The sequence below is a fragment of the Microthrixaceae bacterium genome, assembly GCA_023957975.1.
In the GTDB taxonomy this organism is placed as follows: domain Bacteria; phylum Actinomycetota; class Acidimicrobiia; order Acidimicrobiales; family Microtrichaceae; genus JAMLGM01.
This window is the reverse complement of the sequence record JAMLGM010000005.1, coordinates 208,623-229,053: the sequence shown is the minus strand read 5'-3', so window position 1 is coordinate 229,053 and position 20,431 is coordinate 208,623. Positions and strand designations below refer to the sequence as shown.

The following is a 20,431-nucleotide window of genomic DNA, read 5'->3' as shown; positions in this document are numbered from 1 at the left end:
TGGTGACCGATCACGTCGGGGAGTACCCGTCGGAATGGCAAGCGATCAAAGCAGTCGCTACCCGTTTGGGGATGCATGCCGAAACGTTGCGGAACTGGGTTCGTCAAGCACAGGTCGATGGTGGTGAACGGCCAGGCGTGACCAGCGAAGCCGCCGCAGAGATCCGCGAGTTGAAACGCAAGAACCGTGAGCTCGAAGAAACGATCGAGGTGTTGAAAGCTGCGACGTCTTTCTTCGTGCGGGAGAGCGACCCGCGCTCACGTCGCTAACAACGTCCGAGCTCTGCGAGTTCATCGCAGCCCATAAAACCCGTTTCGGGGTCGCTTCGATCTGCCGGGCGCTGAACGCGTCTGGTGTCAAGATCGCTCCGAGAACGTTTCACGCCTGGGCGGCCAGAGCGCCTTCGAAACGGGCGTTGTGGGACGCCACGATCACCGAGATCCTCGCCGGCTATCACGAGCCTGACCACACGGGGCGGCGTCGCCCTGAAGCGGTGTATGGGTCGCTCAAAATGTGGGCTCATCTCCGTCGCGAAGGGATCCCTGTCGCAAGGTGCACGGTTGAGCGGTTGATGAAACTCAACGGTTGGCACGGGGTTCGACGCCAAGCCCGAGTACGCACCACCGTTGCGGATCCGGCTGCGGTGAGGGCTCCTGACCTTGTGGACCGCCAGTTCCGTGTTGACGCCCCGAACCGGCTGCTGGTCGCTGATTTCACCTACGTGAAACTGGTTGATGGCCGTTTCGCGTATGTGGCGTTTGTGATCGACGCGTACGCGGGTGCGATCATCGGTTGGGAAGCGTCGATGTCGAAGCACACGTCCTTTGTCGAGGCCGCGATCCGCCAAGCCGTCGCGTTGCGTCAACGTCAGGGCCACAGCGTTGCGGGGGCGGTTCATCACTCCGATGCCGGGTCCCAATACACCGCGGTGCGCTTCGGTGAAACCCTGGTCCTGTCGGGGCTTCGACCATCTATCGGCACGGTTGGTGACGCATACGACAACGCTCTGGCTGAAACCACGATCGGGTTGTTCAAGACCGAGTGTGTCCGAGCTGATTCGCCGTTTCGACGCGGCCCGCTACGAAACGTGTCTGATGTCGAGCACATCACTGCGGACTGGGTTGGCTGGTTCAACAACGACCGGCTGATGCACCGTCTCGGACGCGTGCCCCCAGTCGAGGCTGAAGCCGCGTATTATGCCGCCCAGAGGTCCAACGAAACCGTTGGCACCCAATAACCCGAGGGTGCATCAAACCCGGGATGATTCAGCTACGTCGACAACGGTGTACAACGCGTTCGGTGACACCGACACGGTGATCGACGCGACGAACGTGTGGAACACCGCGACCTACGATCAAGCCGGCCGCCAACTCAGCGCAACCCATGCCGGAACCGGTGGCGCAGCGACACCGTTGATGACCACGTTCAGCTACGACAAACGAGGGTTGCGTACCAGCACCGTCACACCCGAAGGCGTGCAAACCGCTGTCGGGTGGGACGCTGCGGGGCGGATGAGTGCCGTCACCGTCGGTACCGGTGCTGCGGCAGCGACAACGAGTCTGTTCTATGACCCGGCCGGGAACAACACTCGGGTTCGTAACGGCCGCGGCTATGACACCGTGTTGGACTATCAATCCTGGAACCTGCTCGAAGCGAGGATCGAACCCGAAACCAGCTCCGGTCAACCCGCTGTCGATCGCACGTGGGGTTACCGCTATGACCCTGCGGGGTTGGTGGTGTCGCAAACCCAGCCGGGCTCGGTCGCGTTGAACCGTACCTTCGACGAAGCTGGCCGTACCCTCACCGAAACCGGTGTCGGCGCTACCGGTTCTCGAACATTCGCGTATGACACCGAAGGACGAATCAATTCGATTTCACACCCCGCCACAGCAGTGAGCGTCACCTACGACGACCGCGGACTGCCCACAACCGTCACCGGAGGTGCCGGTACCGCAACCTTTGACTGGGATGCCCGTGGCCAACTCGTCACCCGAACCGATTCCACCGGTACCGCCGTCTACACCTACGACGACGCCGCACGACTCCTCACCGAAACCGACCCGCTCACCGGCGGTCAAATCGAGTACGGCTACGACAACGCCGGGCGACGCGTCTACCAAGCAAACTACGACTCCACCCTGGCTCCCTGGCCCGACACGCCAACACGATGGACCGGACACGACACCTACGGACGCGTCGAATGGGACGTGTTCGTACCCGACTCGAACGGAAACCCCGAAACCTATGCCCGGTCCTACGGTTTCGACGGCGACAACAACTTGCACACCCTCAACGTGTGGGGAACCTCCAACCCCGCCGATACCGGGTTCCAATGGTTCAACTATGACACACTCGGCCAACTCGCCGAAGCATGGACCTCAGGCACCCCGACCTACTACACCTACGACAAAGCCGGAAACCGCACCAGCGCGGGTGGGGTCTCCTACACCTACGACCCCCAAAACCGTTTGACCTCCGGCGGGGGCGCGACCAACACCTGGAGCGACCGTGGCACCCTGGACGCTGTGACCACCACCTCCGGCACCACCACCTCAACATTTGACGTGTTCAACCAGAACCTCACCAACGGCACGGTCACACTCACCTACGACGGACTCGGACGTATCGCCACCCGCAACTCCACCGCGTTCACCTATACCGGCCTCACCCTCGACCCCACCACCGACGGCACCTGGACATTCAACCACCGTCCCGACGGCACCGTGGTATCCCTCGAACAAAACGGTGGCATCAACCCCCGCTGGGCCGTGCTCGACGCACGCAACAACCTCGTCGCTCTACGCGACCCCAACACCGGACACGTCGACAACACCACCGACTACACCCCCTACGGCGAACCCCGCGCCACCACCGGAACCCTCACCCCAACCATCGGCTACCAATCCGACTACACCGACCCCACCACCAACGAAGTCTGGATGGGCGCCCGCCACTACCAACCCACCACCGCCAACTTCACCTCACGAGACACCCACAACGGACGCCTCGAACAACCCATCAGCCTCAACCGCTACACCTACGCCCACAACAACCCCCTCACCAACTGGGACCCCAACGGCCACGCACCCAAGCAAGAAGACTTCGACCGCTTCGACAGCTACCTCCGAAAGGTCGATGCGGCAAACTACCAGAACACCGCTGCTGGAAGAGCCGCCTACGAACGAGACATCCGACAACAAACCGACGCATATCTCGCCGGCGAATACCTTCGCATCTACGCGGTATTCGGCCACCTCGGAAACGAAGCCGTCAACGAACTCGCCAAATACCACGCCGCAAGCGTCACCACCCCAGTCATCACCCGCCGCCTCGACCTCATCAACTTCGCATGGGCAAAAGCACACCCACAAACATCAACACGCAACGTACCCACACGCAACCCAGACTCCAACCAGCGAGATCAAACTCCAACAAATACTGTCAAATGTCTCGACTGGATAACGCTGTATGGATCGTGCGTACCAGCGAACGGTCCAGTCGCGAAACCTAAGACATACGGCGAGATATATCGTCATTCATGGAACTTGTTTGAGGGTGGAACTGCTGACGCAAAGGCGCAGGAATCACGCATCAAATCGAACCCAAACGACTACTTTCCATTCCGAGTCGAAGTCAAGACTTGCGCAACAACATGTGACCCTCCAATCTCAGTTGGTAATGTACTATACCTCACGGGTTCGAACTACGCCCCGGGCTACGTACAGGTGATAGCTGCGACCGAATACTCATTCACTTTCGTAGCCCTCGATGATCACATTGCTCGTGGTGGAGTCGTGAACTTCAGTTTCAACATCCGGTCAGAGGGAACCAAACGGTTTGTATACCTCGAAGTTGCCGCACAAGCGGGCAGCGGAGGTATCGAGAATACTGCTCCAACATTTTTCTCGTCGTTCGTCGGACGAATGACGTGGTCACGCATGGCTGCCGCTATGCGCTGCGAATACCTCTACCGCGGACGGGAGGAATTTCGCAGATGCTAGATAGCCGGGACGATGACAAAGGTAAGTCATCCATACTCACGGTACTGGCCATCCTAACGGCAGTCCTGCACCTCGTGCTGTCTCTTCGAGGAATCCTCATCGTCTCGCGCACACAGGTAAACTCGACGGTAAAGTCTTTCTACATTAGCATTGTAAGTACAACGATTCTCGTTGGGTTTATATCTGCAACTGCATGGGCCTCGAACGCTCGGGTAAAAGGCGCAGCAGTACCATTGTTCGTTTCCTCTACATTGGGCGTCCTAATTTGTCTGATTCTATTTGGCGTATGAGTGAACAGAATCTAGCGTGATTTCGATTGCGAAAACTACTCCCACGGCAACGTGCGGATCAATATTGGCTAACCTTGATTCTTCACGGGGTTGATATGGGTTGAGAGTTTCGAAACGCGACAAGTGCCCTGCTGGTGGGCTTTTCTGGGTGTTGCGAAGCAACCAGAGGGGGGACTGTCAGATCTGCGGTGTAACTGGTCTGGCCTGACACGCTGAGCGGCTTTGCTCGGCGAGCAAGGACAGATGTCAGATGGCAGACCATGATGTGATGGTGGCGACGCCAGCGGATGAGCCCGGTGAGGAGCGGCCCGATAGTTCGCTGGCCGAGCAGCTCGTTGAGCAGGCCCGTGCCGATGGCAAAAGCTTGGTGGGCCCTGGTGGCTTGCTGAGCGATCTGACCAAGCAGGTGCTCGAGACGGGCTTGGAGGTCGAGATGGATGAGCATCTCGGTTACGCCAAGCACGCCGCCGAGGGTCGCAACCACGGCAACTCCCGCAACGGGACCAGGTCCAAGACGGTGATCACCGAGATCGGCCCGGTCGAGCTCAACGTCTCGCGTGATCGTGACGGCAGCTTCGAGCCGGCCACGGTGCGCAAGGGTCAGCGTCGCCTCGACGGGGTCGACTCGATGGTGATCGCGCTCACCGCGAGGGGGCTCACGACCGGTGAGGTCGAGGCCCATCTGGCCGAGGTGTACTCGACGGACATCAGCCGCGAGACGATCTCCAAGATCACCGACCGGGTTATCGGCGAGCTGGCCGAGTGGCAGAACCGGCCTCTCGATCGCGTGTATCCGGTCGTGTTCATCGACGCGATCGTCGTCAAGATCCGCGACGGCCAAGTCTGAGGTTGACCCGGTTCAGGCACGCGCCACCCCACGAACCAACGAACGTGCATTTCACCCCAGCCCATAATCCACCATGACCGCCAGGCTGCCGTACTGGTCATACGCGTAGGTCGTGTCACCATACGACGGCGAACCCGACGTTCCAGCGATCGGCACCGTCTTCTTCTTCAACAACCCCGGCGGCATCGTCCCGCCACCCACCGCCGTCTCGCTGCCAGTGGTCCCACACGCATGCCCTTGAGCTGAGGCTCAGGCACTGCGATTCGGCAGGGGGGCACTGATCCCGTCGATAGACTGCCGAGACCTTGCATCATTGAAGGAGGCGTGCGCCATGGCTGCAAACGTCAGAGGTCGCTATCGACGTCGAGTAGCGGTGTTCGCGATGGCGATAGCCTTGACGTCGTGCGGTCAGGTCGACGAGGAGGGCTCAATTCCTGGATCGACATTCGAGGCCGGAGGCCCGACGCGTATTGTCGTGGATGGTGATCGACTCCTAGCGATCAGCGATGTGAGAACAGCGGTCGCTGTTGCCGAACTGGCGCCCGAAGGACAGAAGGAGCGACTCCGCGAGCCGATCAAAGGCGAGATCCAATCACTCGGCGCTGTGGCCACACCGGGCGAATCGCGCCTCGATGTGCTTGTAAATCATTGCCTGACTTCCTTGACGACCGACACGGACGGGGATCGGTACTGCGAAGGAGAGGTTGCGTTGACGCGTCTCACGTTCGACACCAAGCGCTGGAAGATCACACGTACCGCCGAGCTCGCGCATCTCGGTGTGCAATGGGGCGCCGACCTGCGCGGGGGAGTGCTCGACGGGGTTCCGATGATTCGCTCGGTCGGTGCGGGCGGGTTCCTGTTGCGCCCGGACTCGGAAGTGGCGCTGCCGGACGCATGTCCGGTTGGGTCGATCCTTTACGCCGCGGGCATGGCGCCGATCGGAGCGACCAGCTACGGGGCAGACGTGAAGCCGCAGTCGGACGAGCCGCAAGTGGTTCGACGCTACGGTGCCGACGGCGGCGACTTGGACGCGATCACCGCCCCGGCAGTCGGGCCCGACGAGGTTGCGACCGGTTTGACCGTCTCTTGCTCGTCCGACGCTCTCTATCTGGAGCGCAGCATTGCAAATCCAACTCAAGGGACCAGCCGGTTTCAGTGGGATGTGCTGGACGGTGAGGGCTGGCGTACCGTGCTCATGGCGAGCGTCGGTTCGTTCGTTCCAAACGAGTACACCGATCCATCGGTGGTCGTCAAGGTGCGCGGTGAGCCCGGTGACAACTCGGCGGTCGAGCTCGTCGCGTTGGAGGGTGGGAGGACGACTGGCAAAGTCGCGAGCGATGATTCGCGATTCTCGTCGTACCGCGTCATTCGACTAGGCGATCGTCGAATTGGGCTCGTGGGTGCGGCTGAAGACTCCACGTTCCGCTTCGAGGAGGCGCCATGATCCGATGTCCATGGCGTACACGAGCGGTCGCCGCTGTCGCGATCGTTGCGGTCGTCGCGGTCGCTGGCGGCGCAACCCCGGCGAGCGCGGGGATTCCGAGCCCTGCGGTGAAACCAGGCGCCAACATGGTGGTGCACATGAACCTGTGGGGGGCCAAAGGCAACCCGGACGGCGGTTGGAACCCCGACATTGCTCAAGCGGTCCTCAACTCGCTCAAGGCGCGAACCAACCCCTATCCCCTTGTCGTGTCGTTCAATGAGATTTGCGAGACTCAATGGCTGAGCCTGTGGAACAACTACTTCGGCCTGCACAGCTACGTCGCAGAGGCCCACTGGGGCACCTCCGTTTCAGGCACATGCGGGCGATTCGGGAACGTCGTCGCTGTTCGTGGCTCCGCGGCGATCCGGAGCCACGGCTCGTTCAGTAATCAGGCAACCAACCAGACGGGAGTCGGTTGGGTCTGTGTCGCCTCCAACCTCTTCAACCTCACCGGCTGCTCTGCTCATGTGACTGCCCGAAGCGCCCCGCCCAATATCCGTCAGACGCAGATGTGGGAGTACTCCGTCGTCGCGAACCAATACCTGACCCAGAACCTTCCGGTCTGGGTTGCCGGTGACTTCAACTTGGAGTACGCCGAGAACCAAGGCGCATTCGACAGCTGGTGGTACGCGGTGTTGGGTGAAGCAGACGCCGTATCCCTCGCCCGAGCGAACAAACGGAAGACAACCGCAAGTCGCCGCATCGACTACATTTTCACGCGATCACCCAACGTCATCACTGACGACGCGTACATCTACGACAGCCCGTTCTCAGACCACCACTGGTACCAGATGTACAACTGATGCCGGGCGGTGCGCGTGCTCGCTCGACGATGGCGCAGTGAAGCCACCGTCTGGCGCCCGCGGCGATCAGCCGAACCGAACGGCTCCGGTTCCGAAGGCCGAAAGCTCGTCGTCGGGGTTGAACAGGGCGCACGCATCGAGTGAGAGGCATCCGCAGCCGATGCAGCCGTCGAGGGTGTCGCGTAGCTGTTCGAGTCTCGCGATCCGCTGATCGAGCGACGCCCGCCAGTGGCTCGAAAGGCGCGCCCAGTCGCGAGCGGTTGGGGTTCGTTCCCGCGGCAAGGTGGCCAAGGCCGCTGCGATCTCGGCGAGTGAGATCCCGACGCGTTGCGCAGCCCGAATGAACGCGATCCTCCGCAGCACGTCTCGGTGGTACCGGCGCTGGTTGCCAGGAGTCCGCTCACTCGTGATCAGCCCCTGCTGTTCGTAGAAGTGCAGCGTCGGCACGCTGACTCCCGACCGCTCGGCGATGAACTTCGGCGTGAGATTCTCCATTGACCTCAAGTGTACTTGAGGTTGTACCGTCGCCTTATGGACACATTTCCAACGCCCACCGTCGACCGTCCGGTATCTCCCGAGAGTCAGCGATCTGATTCCGCAACCATGCTGGATCGGCTGCTGACCGAGGAACTCCGCTATTCGCCCGCCTTGGCCGGAACCTACAGCCTGCATCTGGCGATGAGTCTGGTGGCCCTCTACCAACTCGGGGCGACCTCGCAGCGTCTCCAAGACGAGTTCGACCGCCATGGCGACGGCAGTGCGGAGGCTCGTAGCGATGTCGCCGAACTCCACGAACGCGTCGACGAGGTGCATGCGCTCGGTATCGCCGAGGTGATCCGACGGCGTGCTCCATCGCTCGTCGACGGACCTGCGACGGCGCTGTTTCATCCGCTGATCCGTCTCGCCTACGGGATCGAGGCAGATCATGGTGGGCAGGTCGCGGCCGCGCTTCTCGATTGGGAAACACGGTTTCACGTGCTGCGTCACGGCACGCTCGACGCGGGCTCGCGACGTCCCATCGAGGTGCTCCGCGCACTGGGGAATTCGGAGGTCGAGTCGCCGACGACGTGGGATCTCGATGCTGTAGCGCGTCGACCGGAGTTCGGTGCCGCACTGGACGGCCTTGCGACCGAGAACCTCACGATCGACGACGTGGCAGAGTTCGCGCTGATCGCACACGGTTCGTCGGGGTCGTTCGTCACCCTCCATCTGGTCACCGCGGCCAGGGCGGCACGTAGCGTCGCGAGTCTCCTCGACGACGGGTCGCAGCGGCGTCTTTGCCGCGCGATGGTCGTCGAGTCGGCCGTGGCCTACGCCGCGACCGGCGCTCCAAGGGTTGCCACCGTCGAGGAACTCGACCAGCGGCGGGGTGCCGCCTTGCCGTCACGCGAGGCCATTGCCGCTAAGGCGATCGCCAGCAGCGATCCTCACGTGATCAAGCTTGTCAACGTCGCTCTATCGGAGGAGTTGCGCACCGGCGACTTGCTGTATCGCGACTTCGCAGCCCACGCCGTGGCGGAATGACCGCGATGCATCTGTCGTAGTGGCGGTGACCACAACCACTACGACAGACACTCCGGGAGGGTGAGGTCAGCGTGGGCGGGAGGAGCGGCCGGCGGCTGTTGGCTTCTTGCGCGTCGGTCGTCCTGGTCCGGTCGGCCGCCCAGAACCTGCGGGTTGGCGGTCGTCCCGGTGCCGGGAGCCAGCCGAGCCACCGTCGTGGCGTGATGCCTGTGCGCCACCGTGGCCAGTGCCGGTGGTCGGCTTCTTCGTGCGCTTGCGACGCTTGGGGGAGCCGTCGGCCGTGCGATCGCCGGAGCCGTCGCCAAGGCCGCCGCGTGAATCTCCGCCTGAACCACCGCCGTTCCTCGCGGCCAGCTTTCGACCAGCGGTCTTGCCGGCGGACCTCCCCGAACTCTTCCCGCCCGAACCCTTCCCACCGGATTTCGCGCCGGGCTTCGTGGATGCCGGCTGAGGAACGGTGAACGGCAACAACTCCGCGATCTCCTCGCGGGTGAAACGCCGACGTTCGCCGGGCGCCAACTCGGCGATGATCGGATGATCGGGTGTCGCGTTGGTCGTCGTCGGCGAGATCTTCGCCTTGCGGACAAGGTCGGCGACATCGCCGCGCTGTTCGGGCAACACCAGGGTGACCACGGTGCCGTCGTTGCCGGCCCGCGCCGTGCGGCCCGACCGGTGCAGGTACGCCTTGTGCTCGACGGGCGGGTCCGCGTGAATCACGAGAGCCACATCGTCGACGTGAATGCCTCGCGCCGCGATGTCGGTGGCGACCATCGTCGTCGCACGGCCATCGGAGAACGCCGCGAGGTTTCGTACTCGGGCGTTCTGGGCCAGGTTCGAGTGCATGTCGACCGACGGGATGCCGTTCTTGTTGAGCGACCGGGCGAGCGCCTTGGCCTTGTGCTTCGTGCGCGTGAACACGATCGTCTTGCCGGGGGTCGACAGCAACTCGATCAGCACCGCCATGCGGTTCTCCGAGGTCACGTTCAGCAGATGATGTTCCATCGTGGCGACCGGGGACTCGGCACTATCGACACTGTGAGTGACGGGATTGCGGAGGTACTGCTTGACGAGTCCGTCGACTCCGCGATCGAGCGTCGCCGAGAACAGCAGTCGCTGTGTGCCAGCGGGGGTTCGGTCGAGCAGCCGCTTCACCGACGGGAGGAATCCGAGGTCGGCCATGTGATCGGCCTCGTCGAGCACCGTGATCTCGATGCCCTGAAGGGTCAGCGCCTTTTGCTGCAGCAGGTCTTCGAGGCGGCCAGGACAGGCGACGACGATGTCGACACCCTTGCGGAACGCTGCGATCTGCGGCTTGGCGGGAATGCCGCCGTACACCGTCGCGGTGCGAAAGCCGAGGGGGCGGGCGATGCCGTCGACCGTGCGGTAGATCTGGCTCGCCAACTCCCGGGTGGGGGCCAGGATCAGCGCGCGTGGACGGCCGGGCTCACGCTCGCGGTCGTTCGCCATGAGGCGGATGACGACGGGAAGCGCGAAGGCCAGCGTCTTGCCGGACCCGGTGCGGCCACGGCCGAGGACGTCGCGACCGGCGATGGAATCGGGAAGGGTCGCGGTTTGGATGGGGAAGGGGGTGTCGAACCCGCTGTCGGCCGCTGCGGCCGCGACGGATTCGGGGACGCCGAGATCGGTGAAACCGAATTCGGCGAACGGGGGCGCGGACGTGTCCGCCATGATGTTGCTCCTCGCTGAGGGGTCCGCCGAAGTCATCGGTCGAGGTCGATCATGTGGCGCAACCAATGTGCGCCGGTGACCTGCGACGGCGGTTCAGCGGGGTCGCTCACTCGAACGACCCGGATACTCTACCGGACCGATAGCGTGCACCGCACACACGGCACCGGCGACATCGCCCGTTTCGTGTGGAGGGGAACCACGCCTGAAGGGGGAGCCATGTCGCTGTCACCGAAGCCTGCCGCTCGTACCGTCGAGGCGGTCGATGAACTCCTGGCGGAAATGGCTGGGTTGCGCGCCAGGATGGCCGAACATCCGGACCTGGCTGACGAGTTGTCCCAACTCGAGGTCAACCGGTGGATCTTCTCGATCACCCAGGTGGCGCTCGACTGCTTCGTCTGGGCCGACGTCGACGCCCCACGCTTCGTCGACATCGTGGGAACCACAAAGAAGTGGGGCGGCGACAACGCCGATGCCTTCTACCAACACGCCCCGATCGGGCCCGGCCGCCGTTACCGCGTGAGTGGCTGGCGCGGCGACGCGGCGTACATGTCGCTCACCGTCTATGCCGGACCCGACGACGGTCACTACTCCGAACGCATCGTCGGCACCGTCAACGACGAGCAGCTCGCCTTCGACGAGGAGGGCCGCTTTTCGTTCTGGGTGGCGCCCGAACCCCTCGACGACGGGCCGGGCATCATCACCGACGCCGAGTCGGTGGTGGCCCTCACCCGTGACTACCTGGCCGACCCGGTCGCAGGCCGCCGCTGCACCTGGCGCATCGAATGCATTGACGACGCGCCACCATACGAGTTCACCGACGACGATCTCGCGCGCCGTTTCCGCGCTGCGCTCACCTGGGTGCGAGACCAGGCGGCGATTGTGCCGGTCGGCGATATGGACAGCGTGAACGCGGTCGCCGACCCGTACCCGGTTCCCACGGCGACCTTTGGATGGGCTGCGGGGGATGCCGCCTACGCCATGGGATCCTTCGAGCTGGCCGAGGGCGAGCAACTCGTCATCCGGGGACGTTCCCCGAAGTGCCGATTCTGGAATCTCGTGCTGTGGAACCCGCTGTTGCACACCTACAACTACGACCGCGATCGCGTCACGATCAACGGTGCGCAGGTGCGCTACGAACCGGATGGCAGCTTCGAAATCGTGGTCGCCGCGAGCGATCCAGGTCACCCGAACTGGGTGTCGACCCAGGGGCATCGGAGGGGGAGGATCTGGCTTCGGTGGTTCCTGCCCGAACACACACCCGAACCGTTGACGACCTCGGTCGAACCGATCGGAGCCGGGCCGGTCGGAGCCGGGTCGATCGGAGGCGGGCGATGAGCGCTGCCAACGACCTGAATACGCCCGAGCCCGTGCGCATCGACGATTACGCAGCACCGCGGTTTCCGCCCGAGGTCGCCGAGGCGATCGAGGGAGCCAAGGCGCTCGACGACCTCCTCGACTACAGCGTGGAGGGGGTGGTCGCCCAGGCGAGAGGGGAGCTTCAGGCGGCGGGGATCGCCGAACCCGACGCGGGCCCCGACGACTACCTGGGGAGGATGCAACTGCTCTTCAACGCCTTCTGGGAGCATCCGCGACTCAGCCACATGGGGCGCATCTCGCTGCACACCATGTTCGTGCAGATGACCCGTAACCGGATGCTGCTGGAAGATTTGCTAGCCCGCCATCCCGAGATCCACGACATCGAGATCGACCGGCCCATCGTCATCGCCGGGCTACCCCGCACCGGCACGACCCATCTGCAACAGCTTCTCGCCGCGGATCCCCACCTGCGGTCGTTGCCGTACTGGGAGTCGCTCGAGCCGATCCCGATGCCGACCGACGTCGCCCGCGCCGACGGACGAGATGGGCGCTGGGATCGCACCAACGCCGCGTGCGAGTTCATGGACCTCGCCATGCCGTATTTCAAACGTATGCACGAAATGAGCGCCGACCACGTGCACGAGGAGATTCAGCTCCTCGCCGTCGACTTCAGCTCGATGTTCTTCGAACCGCTCGCACCCATCCCGCGGTGGCGCGACGACTTCCTCGCCCGCGATCAGACGCCGCATTATGAGTACATGAAGACGGTGTTGAAGGCGATGTCGTTCCTTCGCGGCGGATCGAAACGGTGGATGTTGAAATCGCCCCAGCACCTCGAACAATTCGTGGCGCTGCGCAACGTGTTCGGCGACGCCACCGTTGTGGTGACTCACCGCGATCCGGTGGCCGTGACCGTGTCGATGGCGACCATGGCCGCGTACGCCGCCCGGATGCAGATGGATCCCGTCGACCCCGTCGAGATCGGCGACTACTGGTCCGACCGAGTCACCCGAATGCTCGGTGCCGCCGTGCGCGACCGCGACGTGTTGGCGGCCGAACGCAGCATCGACGTGCGTTTCGACGACTTCATGGCCGACCAGTGGGGCATCCTCGAGGCGATCTACCAGGTCGCCGATCAGCCTCGCTCGCCCGAGACGGTCGCCGCGCAGCGCGCCTACCTCGACAGCCACGGGCGGGCACGGCACGGTTCGGTGATCTACGAGGCGGACACGCTGGGGATCGACCCCGACGCGCTGCGAGGCAGCTTCGCCGACTACACGGCCAGGTTTCTCGCGTAGTTCCCGCCAGCGCTGCAAGGCCGCAGCGGCGTGCCGCAACGCTGGCGCAGCGTGGCGTTCAGCGTTCAGCTCGGGTGGCGCGAAGTAGCGGGTCGGCGACGTCGAACAACCGGCCCGCGGTCCGGTAGGTCCAGCCGCTCGCACCCGGTGAGTCGGCCTCGACCAGATTCGCCATCACCTCGAGGGTGATCTTGGAGATGGCATCGGTCGACGCGGCGAAACGAAGGCCGGTGCGCAGGATCCACGGGTGCCCCACCAGGAACGAGAAGCGACGACCCATGTCCATGAACGGCTCGTAGCGCGCACGCACCCCGCGGGCGTACCGCGCGGGGGCATACAGCGGGTCGTCGAGGGCCAGATCCGCGGCGAGGATTCCCGATTCGAGGCCGTAGTCGATTCCCTCGCCGTTCATCGGGTTGACCAGGCCAGCCGCGTCGCCGACCACGACCCACCCTGGACCGTGCGTCTTCGTGACGCTCATCGGAAGCCGCCAGGCGCGGGGCCGTTCGAGATCCGGTCCGAGTTCCCACTCCTCGGCGACGCTGGCGCGGTAGATGTCCTGGAGCTTGTTGAGGTTCAGCTTCTTGAACCCCTTCATGGTCGACAGGGCACCCACACCGATGTTCACGGTGCCGTCGCCGACCGGGAACATCCAGCCGTAGCCCGGGATCGGGGCGCCGTTGTCGTCGCGCAGGGTCAGGTCGGCTTCGAGGAACGCGTCGGTGTCGCGAGGCGTCGCCGCGTAGGTGCGAATCGCCAGGCCGAAGGGTTCGTCGGGATTGCGATCGGCCCCCAAACCCTTGGTCACGGCGTTCGGTGCTCCCGTCGCCACGATCGTCATCGGGGCATGCCAGCGACCACCGTTGGCCTCGACCCCGACCACCCGGTTCCCGTCCATGATCGGGGTCGCCACGTGACTCCACAACACCTCGGCCCCGGCTTCTTCAGCAACCTCGACCAGGTGGGTGTCGAGACGACGCCGCGGCCACACGGCCCCCCAGTCGGGGAAGGCGCCCCCAGGCCAGTCGAGCTCACGGGCGTTGCCGAACGCCTTCATCCGAAGGCCACGGGTGCGATGGATTCCGGTCAGGTCGATGTCGAGTTCGAGCAGCGCTCGAATGGCGCGGGGCGTCAGGCCGTCGCCGCAGATCTTGTCGCGCCCCGGAGCGCCCTTTTCGAACAGCGTGACCTTCGCGCCCGCTCGTGCGGCGCGGATTGCTGCTGCCGATCCACCGGGGCCTCCGCCGATGACGAGCAGGTCGCGGGTGTGGCTCACAGACGTCACGGCCTCAACCCTGACAGCTTCGTGACCCCGGCGACCAGTCCGCGCCGCGGCACCGGCGCCGCTGGTCGACGGAAATCCACGAAGGCTTGTCCCCGAGTTCACCCCCAGGTCGCTTCACGCACAGGTTGGCTCCGTAGGTTGCCGATCGACACCACCACATGTCGACGCCCCAACGCAGTGAGGAGACCAGCTGTGACCCGTTCCACCTCCCTCGAACCCATCCGCCAATCGTCCGATCGACGAGGTCATCGCGACGAGATTCTCTCGCCGGAGTCTCATCGGCGGCGGACTCGGTGCCGCGTCGCTTGCGGGAATCGGCGCGCTGACCGCATGCTCGCCGGAGTCACCAGGCTCGACCACGACGACCACCACCACGACGGTCCCGGCCGGTCCACTCCTTGGATTTGAAAGCGTCGCGGCCAACAAGGCCGACCGGATCACCGTTGCCGACGGGTACGCCGCCGAGGTGCTGATCCCGTGGGGCACCCCCCATCTTGAGTTCGGGCCCCGCGTTTCGTACCGACGCCTCGAACACCGCCGCCGACCAGGCTCAACAGATCGGCTTCAACCACGACGGGATGCACTACTTCGCGCTCGGCGAGGGAGCGCAAGCAAGCCGCAAGGGCCTCCTCGTGCTGAACCACGAGTACGTCGACATCACGCAGATCTACCCGGCGTCAGCCGGTTCGCCGTCGGCCGAGCAGGTCGCAAAGGCACTGGCGGCCCACGGGGTCTCGGTCGTGCAGTTCGAGCTTCGCGCCAACAAGTGGCGCCTGGTCGATTCGTCCTACAACCGTCGCATCACCGGGTCGACCCCCGTCATCTTCTCGGGTCCAGTCGATGCGTCGCACCCCGCCGTCGCAGGGTCGCTGCCGCCCGAGGGAACGTTGAACAACTGCGCCAACGGGTTCACGCCCTGGGGCACCTACCTCACGTGCGAGGAGAACTGGAACCAGTACTTCGGCACAGCGTCGTCGGGGTACACCCTGAGCGACGATCAGGCTCGTCACGGGGTGACCAAGAACTCGTCGCTCAAGTGGCACGAGTCGAACCCGCGTTTCGATCTCGCCGCGAACCCTGACGAGACAAACCGCTTCGGCTGGATCGTGGAGATTGATCCGTTTGACCCGAACTCCACGCCGGTGAAGCGCACCGCGCTCGGTCGGTTCAAGCATGAGGGTGCGACCTACGCCGAGACGGCCGGAGTCGCCGTGTTCTACTCGGGTGACGATGAGAACAGCGAATACATCTACAAGTTCGTCGGGTCCGCCCCGTGGCAGGAACTCATCGCCGCCGGCCGCAGCCCGCTCGACGAAGGAACGCTGTATGTGGCGCGTTTCAACGACGACGGCACGGGCGACGCCGATGCACCGTCCGGAATGGCTTGCGGTGAGCCCGGTGTCGAACACCGTGTTCTGCACACTCACCAACGGGTCAGGAAACCAGAACGCTGCGAATCCACGTGGCACCAATCCGTACGGCTCGATCATGAGCTGGAACGAGACCGGCGATGACTTCCGCTCCCTCACCTTCGACTGGAACATCTTCGCGCTGTGTGGCGACCCCGCCTACCCGGCGTTGTCAGCGGCCGGAAACATCGTGGGTGACATCTACGGGTCGCCCGACGGCATCATGGTCGACGACGACGGCCGCATCTGGATCCAGACCGACATCTCGAACTCGTCGCAGAACCTGGTGTCGAAGGCCTACGACAACATCGGCAACAACCAGATGCTGTGCGCGGACCCGGTCAGTGGTGAGACCCGTCGCTTCCTCGTCGGCCCGCGCGGCTGCGAACTGACCGGCATCGCCATCACCCCGGACCAGCAGACGATGTTCGTGAACATTCAGCATCCGGGTGAGTCGACTCCGGCATTCGGTTCACCGACCAACGCCAACCCACGAGCGGTGAGCAACTGGCCGGACTACGACCCCGACGGCCGGCCGCGCCCGGCGACGGTTGTGATCCGCAAGATCGGCGGCGGAAAGATCGGCTCCTGATCGGTTCCTGATCGGTTCCTGATCGGTTCCTGATCGGCCACGGCAGGAATCGTTACTGCCGGGGAATTGCGAACACCTCGCTGGTGCCGTCGTCGAAGCGGCGAGCGATCGATGAGGTCGACCGTCACGGTGGCCTCGGGGTCGAAGCAGGCAGCGACCTCGTCCCATGCCTGGCGGGTGACGGCGTCGCCGTAGCGGCGTTGCAGCCGCTCGATCGCGCAGTACGCAACGGTTTCGGCGAGGTCGGGGTCGAGGTCGCTGCGGGAGCCGTCGGTGGGGGAGCTGTTCTGCATCGGCTCAGTTTCGTCGCTGCGGGCCGACCCTGCCCGAATCGCCGAAGTGCCGGGCACCCCGATACGGCGCGCTCGAGTCGGGTCGACCGCCCCGCGAGGTCCAACGCCAGGTCATCGAGACCCGCGGCTCGCTTGCGTCGCACTTTGGAACGGCGTGGAGCCAGTCCTGTTGGGCCCGACCTCCCATCACGATGAGGTCGCCGGAGTTGAGGTCGATGCGGTGGTCGTGTGTGTCGTCGTCGCGGCGGGAATGGACCGGCCGGAAGGCGAACGGTCGGGTGGCTCCGAGGGACACGATGGCGATGAGGGTGTCGTCCAACCAGCGCATCTCGCGGTCGCGGTGAAAGGCGACCGAGTCGCGGCCGGTTCGATACTGGATCAACGCCGGGCCGCTGAATCGCCGCCGATACGTCGCCGCAAGGTGCAGTTCGATCTGGCGCACCGCAGCGGGAAGCGATTCGCCGCGAGGGGTGGCGATGAGGCGTGGCGAGGTGATCGTGACCTCGTAGCGGAACTGTTCGTCGGGGCGCCACACGACGTCGTCGAGCAGCGAGGCGGTGAGGGTCGCTGGTTCGCGCACGAAGCGGCGCACGACGTCGACCCAACTGGTCTCGTCGAGCCATAGACGCTCGACCACAGCGTGGCGGTCGATGGTGAGAGGCGCCCGGTTGGTCATCGCAGCCCCTACCTTGCCAGTTCTGTAGGTAATCGCGGTGGCCATAGCCGCCGCGATTACCTACAGAACGCGTGGTTGGGACGTGGGTGGGCGTGCGTGGGTGTGCGTGGGTGTGCGTGGCGGTCAGGGGGCGAGCGCGGCGAGGATCGGATCGAGCACCCGGTGCAGCGCGGCGCGGGCGGTGTCAGGGTCGTCGAGGGGGAAGGTCGCGGATGGCGTGAGCACCAGCGAGATGGCCAGGCGCACGAGCACCTCGACGAGCGTAGCGGTCGTGTCGGCGTCGCTGCCGACGCCCGCCTGAGCGGCGAGGTCGAGGAGGAACTCGCGGGCGGCGTCGATGATCGCGCCCCCGTCGATGGTCAACAGTGCCAAGAGCTCCGGCTCGGAGCGAACCATCGCGGCGAGCAACGACGTCTCGCTCGATGCGAGGCCGTGTACGAACGACTCGACCACGACGTCGTTGAAGCGATGCAAGCCCGCCGTCGGGGCGAGGATGGATGCGAAGAACCGGCGAACCTCGCGGCCGATGACCGCCTCGAGGATCTGCTGGCGCCCATCGAAACGGCGATAGATGGTGGTGCGCCCGAGCCCGCTGCGTTCGGCGATGTCCTCGACGCTGCACCGGCGCGGCCCGATGGTGGCGTACAGCTCGGCGGCGGCGTCGAGGATGCGCGTCGTCGTGTCGTCCGCATCGTCGTCGACCGGGCCGTTGGCGAGGGAAGCGACGACCCCGTCCGCGTCGACCGTGAGGCTACGACGCATGGGCCAGACTCCGACGTTCGTTCCGGACGCGATCCTTGCCCGCCAACGCGGTCGGGGCGTACCGGAGATGTCGGGGGACGAAGCGCCAGTTCTGGCGCACCCACAGCTCAAGCCCCTTCATCTGGAGTTCCTCGTGGCGACCCCACGGCAGGTCGAATCGTTTGCGGACGGTACGAGGGAGTCCGCCGATGGCCGTCAGGCGAAGCAGCGGTGTCAGAACCTCGCGTTGTAACGGGTTGCTCCAGCCGGGTAGTCCGGGCATATCGGACACCTTTTCGTGAAGGGCCATGTCGAGGGAACGACTCGAGGCCACGTTCAACTCGAGGACCTCGCGGCAGTAGTACTCCCACTTGTCCACGAACTCGGCATAGGTCGGCGGCACCGGGTCCATGCCCATGCCGTAGCGCCGGTACCACTCGATGCCATCGAGGTAGAGCGACTCTCGTTCGGCGTCGGTGAGGCGGTGGTTGTCGAATCGGTCGATGAGTTGGAACACCGCCCATTGGAAGGTGGCATGTGCCCACCAGAAGGTCTCGGGGCGTAGTGCGCTGTAGGCCTCGCCGTGCTCGGTCTTTCCCTTGATGCCCCGATGAAACTCGCGCACGGAGTTGCCGGTGTTCTCCGCATCCTCGTTATAGATGACGCCGAGGATGAGCGGCATCGATCGTTGAATTCGGTCCCACGGCTCGGTGAAGAACGCCGAGTGCTGGGCGACTCCCGCACCGATGCCGGGGTGCATGAGCTGCAAGATGCCGGTGGCGAGGCCGACGAATCCGAGTCGTTGGTCGCCCGCATAGCGCCACAGGAGCGAGTTTGGTCCGATCGACCGGGGTTCAGGCTGGAACATAAGAACAATAATTGTTCCATCGGTCCGGGCTGTCAACGGTGGGCGTCGAATTCAACCCTCCGGGGGCAGGTCGGTTGCGGCGGTGCCGCGAGGCGCTACCCCGGTAGGGCGAGGCGACAGATCTTTTTGACCACCGTTGCGAACTGCTTCGGCATCGACCCCGTGTTGTAGCGCAGGCCATAGCGGCCGCAGATCTCGCGGAGTTTCGGGGCGACCTCGGCGTAGCGATTCGCCGGGATGTCGGGGAACACGTGGTGTTCGACCTGATGGTTGAGGTTGCCGCTCATGATGTCCATGAGCCGCCCGCCGGTGAAGTTGGCCGAGCCGGTGATCTGGCGCAGATACCAATGGCCGCGACTTTCGTCGATGGCGTCGGCCTTATCGAAGATGGCGACGCCATCGGGGAAATGGCCACAGAAGATCACGCTGAAGGACCACACATTGCGGATGAGGTTCGCGGCTGCGTTGCCACTGAGCACGGCCACCGCCGATGGTGCTCCGAGTGGTGCGGCCAGGGCAGGAAACGCCACGTAGTCCTTAAGCCACTGACGGCGAATCTTGCGGGCGGTCTCCATGAGTTTCGGCTTGCGCCACGCCCAGTCGGCGCGTTGGCCCTCGGGACGCCCGGCATAGGAGTCCTGGTATCCGACGCCGTATTGGAACAGCGCCGCGAGCGCGACGAAGATCAGCGGCTGGGCGGCGTGAGCGGGGCTCCACTTTCGTGTGGGGTCGACGCGAAACACGCCGTAGCCCAGGTCGTCGTCGAGGCCGCGCACGTTGGTCCATTGGTGGTGAACGGCGTTGTGGTAGTGCTTCCACTGCGAGGAAGGGCACACGTTGTCCCACTCGTAGGTGCTTGAGTGCAGGTGCGGGTCTCGCATCCAGTCGTACTGGCCGTGCATGACGTTGTGGCCGATTTCCATGTTCTCGAGGATCTTCGACGCCGCGAGCATCGCGACACCGGCCACCCACATCGGCGGCAGCACTCCCGCCATCAGCGAGGCGCGCCCACCGACTTCGAGGGACTTTTGCACCTTGACGATTCGACGGATGTAGTCGGCGTCTCGTTGGCCGATATCGGCGAGCAATTCGTCGCGCAACGCGTCGAGTTCAGCGGCGAGCTCACCGAGTTGCTTCTCGCTCAGCTCGGTGTCGCCGTAGGGGGCGATGCCCGGGTGTTGGGCGGCGGGTTCGACGGTGTGGGTGGCGAGGCCGACCGGCTCGTGCGACGTGAGCTGGTCGAGGTCGGGGGCGACGATGGTCATCGTGGGAACGTCCTGTGCTGTGCGGCGGCGGTGTGGCGATGGGTGGCGGT

General features: G+C 64.4%; 16 protein-coding genes and 2 pseudogenes. 9 read left to right on the top strand and 9 right to left on the bottom strand.

The window, feature by feature from the left end:
• Positions 1-2: 2 nt before the first annotated feature.
• The 3 genes and pseudogenes from M9952_09765 to M9952_09755 all read left to right on the top strand — a co-directional run bounded on the left by M9952_09765 (position 3) and on the right by M9952_09755 (position 5,135).
• Positions 3-1,237, top strand: a protein-coding gene (locus M9952_09765; GenBank protein MCO5313201.1) for an IS3 family transposase whose coding sequence is annotated in 2 segments (ribosomal slippage) — positions 3-228 and positions 228-1,237 — 1,236 coding nt in all. Because the reading frame shifts where the segments join, the coding sequence is not laid out codon by codon here.
• A gap of 46 nt (positions 1,238-1,283) precedes the next feature.
• Positions 1,284-4,001, top strand: coding sequence for a hypothetical protein (locus tag M9952_09760; GenBank protein MCO5313200.1), 2,718 nt, complete (start codon positions 1,284-1,286; stop codon positions 3,999-4,001).
• Positions 4,002-4,541: 540 nt separating this feature from the next.
• Positions 4,542-5,135 (top strand): annotated as a pseudogene (locus M9952_09755) (transposase).
• 54 nt (positions 5,136-5,189) lie between these two features.
• Here the strand turns inward: M9952_09755 and M9952_09750 are convergent.
• Entirely contained in the window at positions 5,190-5,339 is a 150-nt protein-coding gene (locus M9952_09750) for a hypothetical protein (GenBank protein MCO5313199.1), read from the bottom strand.
• A gap of 508 nt (positions 5,340-5,847) precedes the next feature.
• Between M9952_09750 and M9952_09745 the strand changes: the two genes are divergently transcribed.
• Positions 5,848-6,582, top strand: a complete 735-nt coding sequence (locus M9952_09745) for a hypothetical protein (protein MCO5313198.1) — start codon at positions 5,848-5,850, stop codon at positions 6,580-6,582.
• Entirely contained in the window at positions 6,579-7,424 is an 846-nt protein-coding gene (locus M9952_09740; GenBank protein ID MCO5313197.1) for an endonuclease/exonuclease/phosphatase family protein, read from the top strand. Before M9952_09745 ends, M9952_09740 begins: the two co-directional genes overlap by 4 nt.
• Positions 7,425-7,490: 66 nt before the next feature.
• Here M9952_09740 and soxR read toward each other — a convergent pair whose 3' ends face one another.
• The gene (soxR, locus tag M9952_09735) at positions 7,491-7,919 is read right to left on the bottom strand and encodes a redox-sensitive transcriptional activator SoxR (GenBank protein ID MCO5313196.1); all 429 of its coding nucleotides are present in this window, start codon (positions 7,917-7,919) and stop codon (positions 7,491-7,493) included.
• Between the two features lie 36 nt (positions 7,920-7,955).
• Here soxR and M9952_09730 point away from each other — a divergent pair, with 36 nt between their 5' ends.
• Positions 7,956-8,948, top strand: coding sequence for a questin oxidase family protein (locus tag M9952_09730; GenBank protein MCO5313195.1), 993 nt, complete (start codon positions 7,956-7,958; stop codon positions 8,946-8,948).
• A gap of 66 nt (positions 8,949-9,014) precedes the next feature.
• Here the strand turns inward: M9952_09730 and M9952_09725 are convergent, their stop codons facing one another.
• A complete protein-coding gene (locus M9952_09725) occupies positions 9,015-10,637 on the bottom strand; it encodes a DEAD/DEAH box helicase (GenBank protein ID MCO5313194.1) in 1,623 nt (540 codons plus the stop codon).
• A gap of 216 nt (positions 10,638-10,853) precedes the next feature.
• Between M9952_09725 and M9952_09720 the strand changes: the two genes are divergently transcribed.
• Positions 10,854-11,972 carry a DUF1214 domain-containing protein gene (locus tag M9952_09720; protein MCO5313193.1) on the top strand — a complete coding sequence of 373 codons (1,119 nt, stop codon included), beginning with the start codon at positions 10,854-10,856 and terminating at the stop codon, positions 11,970-11,972.
• The gene (locus tag M9952_09715; GenBank protein ID MCO5313192.1) at positions 11,969-13,252 is read left to right on the top strand and encodes a sulfotransferase; all 1,284 of its coding nucleotides are present in this window, start codon (positions 11,969-11,971) and stop codon (positions 13,250-13,252) included. Before M9952_09720 ends, M9952_09715 begins: the two co-directional genes overlap by 4 nt.
• A 58-nt stretch (positions 13,253-13,310) precedes the next feature.
• Here M9952_09715 and M9952_09710 read toward each other — a convergent pair whose 3' ends face one another.
• Positions 13,311-14,537, bottom strand: coding sequence for an NAD(P)/FAD-dependent oxidoreductase (locus M9952_09710; protein MCO5313191.1), 1,227 nt, complete (start codon positions 14,535-14,537; stop codon positions 13,311-13,313).
• 494 nt (positions 14,538-15,031) lie between these two features.
• On the opposite strand from M9952_09710, the pseudogene M9952_09705 reads away from it, so the two are divergent.
• Positions 15,032-16,538, top strand: a pseudogene (locus M9952_09705) (PhoX family phosphatase).
• Here the strand turns inward: M9952_09705 and M9952_09700 are convergent.
• From M9952_09700 to M9952_09680, 5 genes are all read right to left on the bottom strand, one after another.
• The gene (locus tag M9952_09700; protein ID MCO5313190.1) at positions 16,463-16,831 is read right to left on the bottom strand and encodes a nuclear transport factor 2 family protein; all 369 of its coding nucleotides are present in this window, start codon (positions 16,829-16,831) and stop codon (positions 16,463-16,465) included. The pseudogene M9952_09705 and the gene M9952_09700 overlap by 76 nt on opposite strands.
• 4 nt (positions 16,832-16,835) lie before the next feature.
• Complete coding sequence (locus M9952_09695) at positions 16,836-17,507, bottom strand: alpha-ketoglutarate-dependent dioxygenase AlkB (protein ID MCO5313189.1); 672 nt, start codon at positions 17,505-17,507, stop codon at positions 16,836-16,838.
• Between the two features lie 123 nt (positions 17,508-17,630).
• A complete protein-coding gene (locus M9952_09690; GenBank protein MCO5313188.1) occupies positions 17,631-18,269 on the bottom strand; it encodes a TetR/AcrR family transcriptional regulator in 639 nt (212 codons plus the stop codon).
• Entirely contained in the window at positions 18,259-19,116 is an 858-nt protein-coding gene (locus M9952_09685; protein ID MCO5313187.1) for an oxygenase MpaB family protein, read from the bottom strand. The genes M9952_09690 and M9952_09685 overlap by 11 nt, the downstream gene beginning before the upstream one ends.
• Positions 19,117-19,211: 95 nt before the next feature.
• Complete coding sequence (locus M9952_09680; GenBank protein MCO5313186.1) at positions 19,212-20,381, bottom strand: acyl-CoA desaturase; 1,170 nt, start codon at positions 20,379-20,381, stop codon at positions 19,212-19,214.
• Positions 20,382-20,431: the final 50 nt, after the last annotated feature.

Excerpts from the sequence above, each read along its gene's own strand:
- soxR (MCO5313196.1), bottom strand. The coding sequence starts at position 7,919 with ATGGAGAATCTCACGCCGAAGTTCATCGCCGAGCGGTCGGGAGTCAGC.
- M9952_09700 (MCO5313190.1), bottom strand. The coding sequence starts at position 16,831 with ATGCAGAACAGCTCCCCCACCGACGGCTCCCGCAGCGACCTCGACCCC.
- M9952_09690 (MCO5313188.1), bottom strand. The coding sequence starts at position 18,269 with ATGCGTCGTAGCCTCACGGTCGACGCGGACGGGGTCGTCGCTTCCCTC.
- M9952_09680 (MCO5313186.1), bottom strand. The coding sequence starts at position 20,381 with ATGACCATCGTCGCCCCCGACCTCGACCAGCTCACGTCGCACGAGCCG.
- M9952_09715 (MCO5313192.1), top strand. The coding sequence starts at position 11,969 with ATGAGCGCTGCCAACGACCTGAATACGCCCGAGCCCGTGCGCATCGAC.
- M9952_09730 (MCO5313195.1), top strand. The coding sequence starts at position 7,956 with ATGGACACATTTCCAACGCCCACCGTCGACCGTCCGGTATCTCCCGAG.
- M9952_09695 (MCO5313189.1), bottom strand. The coding sequence starts at position 17,507 with ATGACCAACCGGGCGCCTCTCACCATCGACCGCCACGCTGTGGTCGAG.
- M9952_09720 (MCO5313193.1), top strand. The coding sequence starts at position 10,854 with ATGTCGCTGTCACCGAAGCCTGCCGCTCGTACCGTCGAGGCGGTCGAT.
- M9952_09725 (MCO5313194.1), bottom strand. The coding sequence starts at position 10,637 with ATGGCGGACACGTCCGCGCCCCCGTTCGCCGAATTCGGTTTCACCGAT.
- M9952_09685 (MCO5313187.1), bottom strand. The coding sequence starts at position 19,116 with ATGTTCCAGCCTGAACCCCGGTCGATCGGACCAAACTCGCTCCTGTGG.
- M9952_09740 (MCO5313197.1), top strand. The coding sequence starts at position 6,579 with ATGATCCGATGTCCATGGCGTACACGAGCGGTCGCCGCTGTCGCGATC.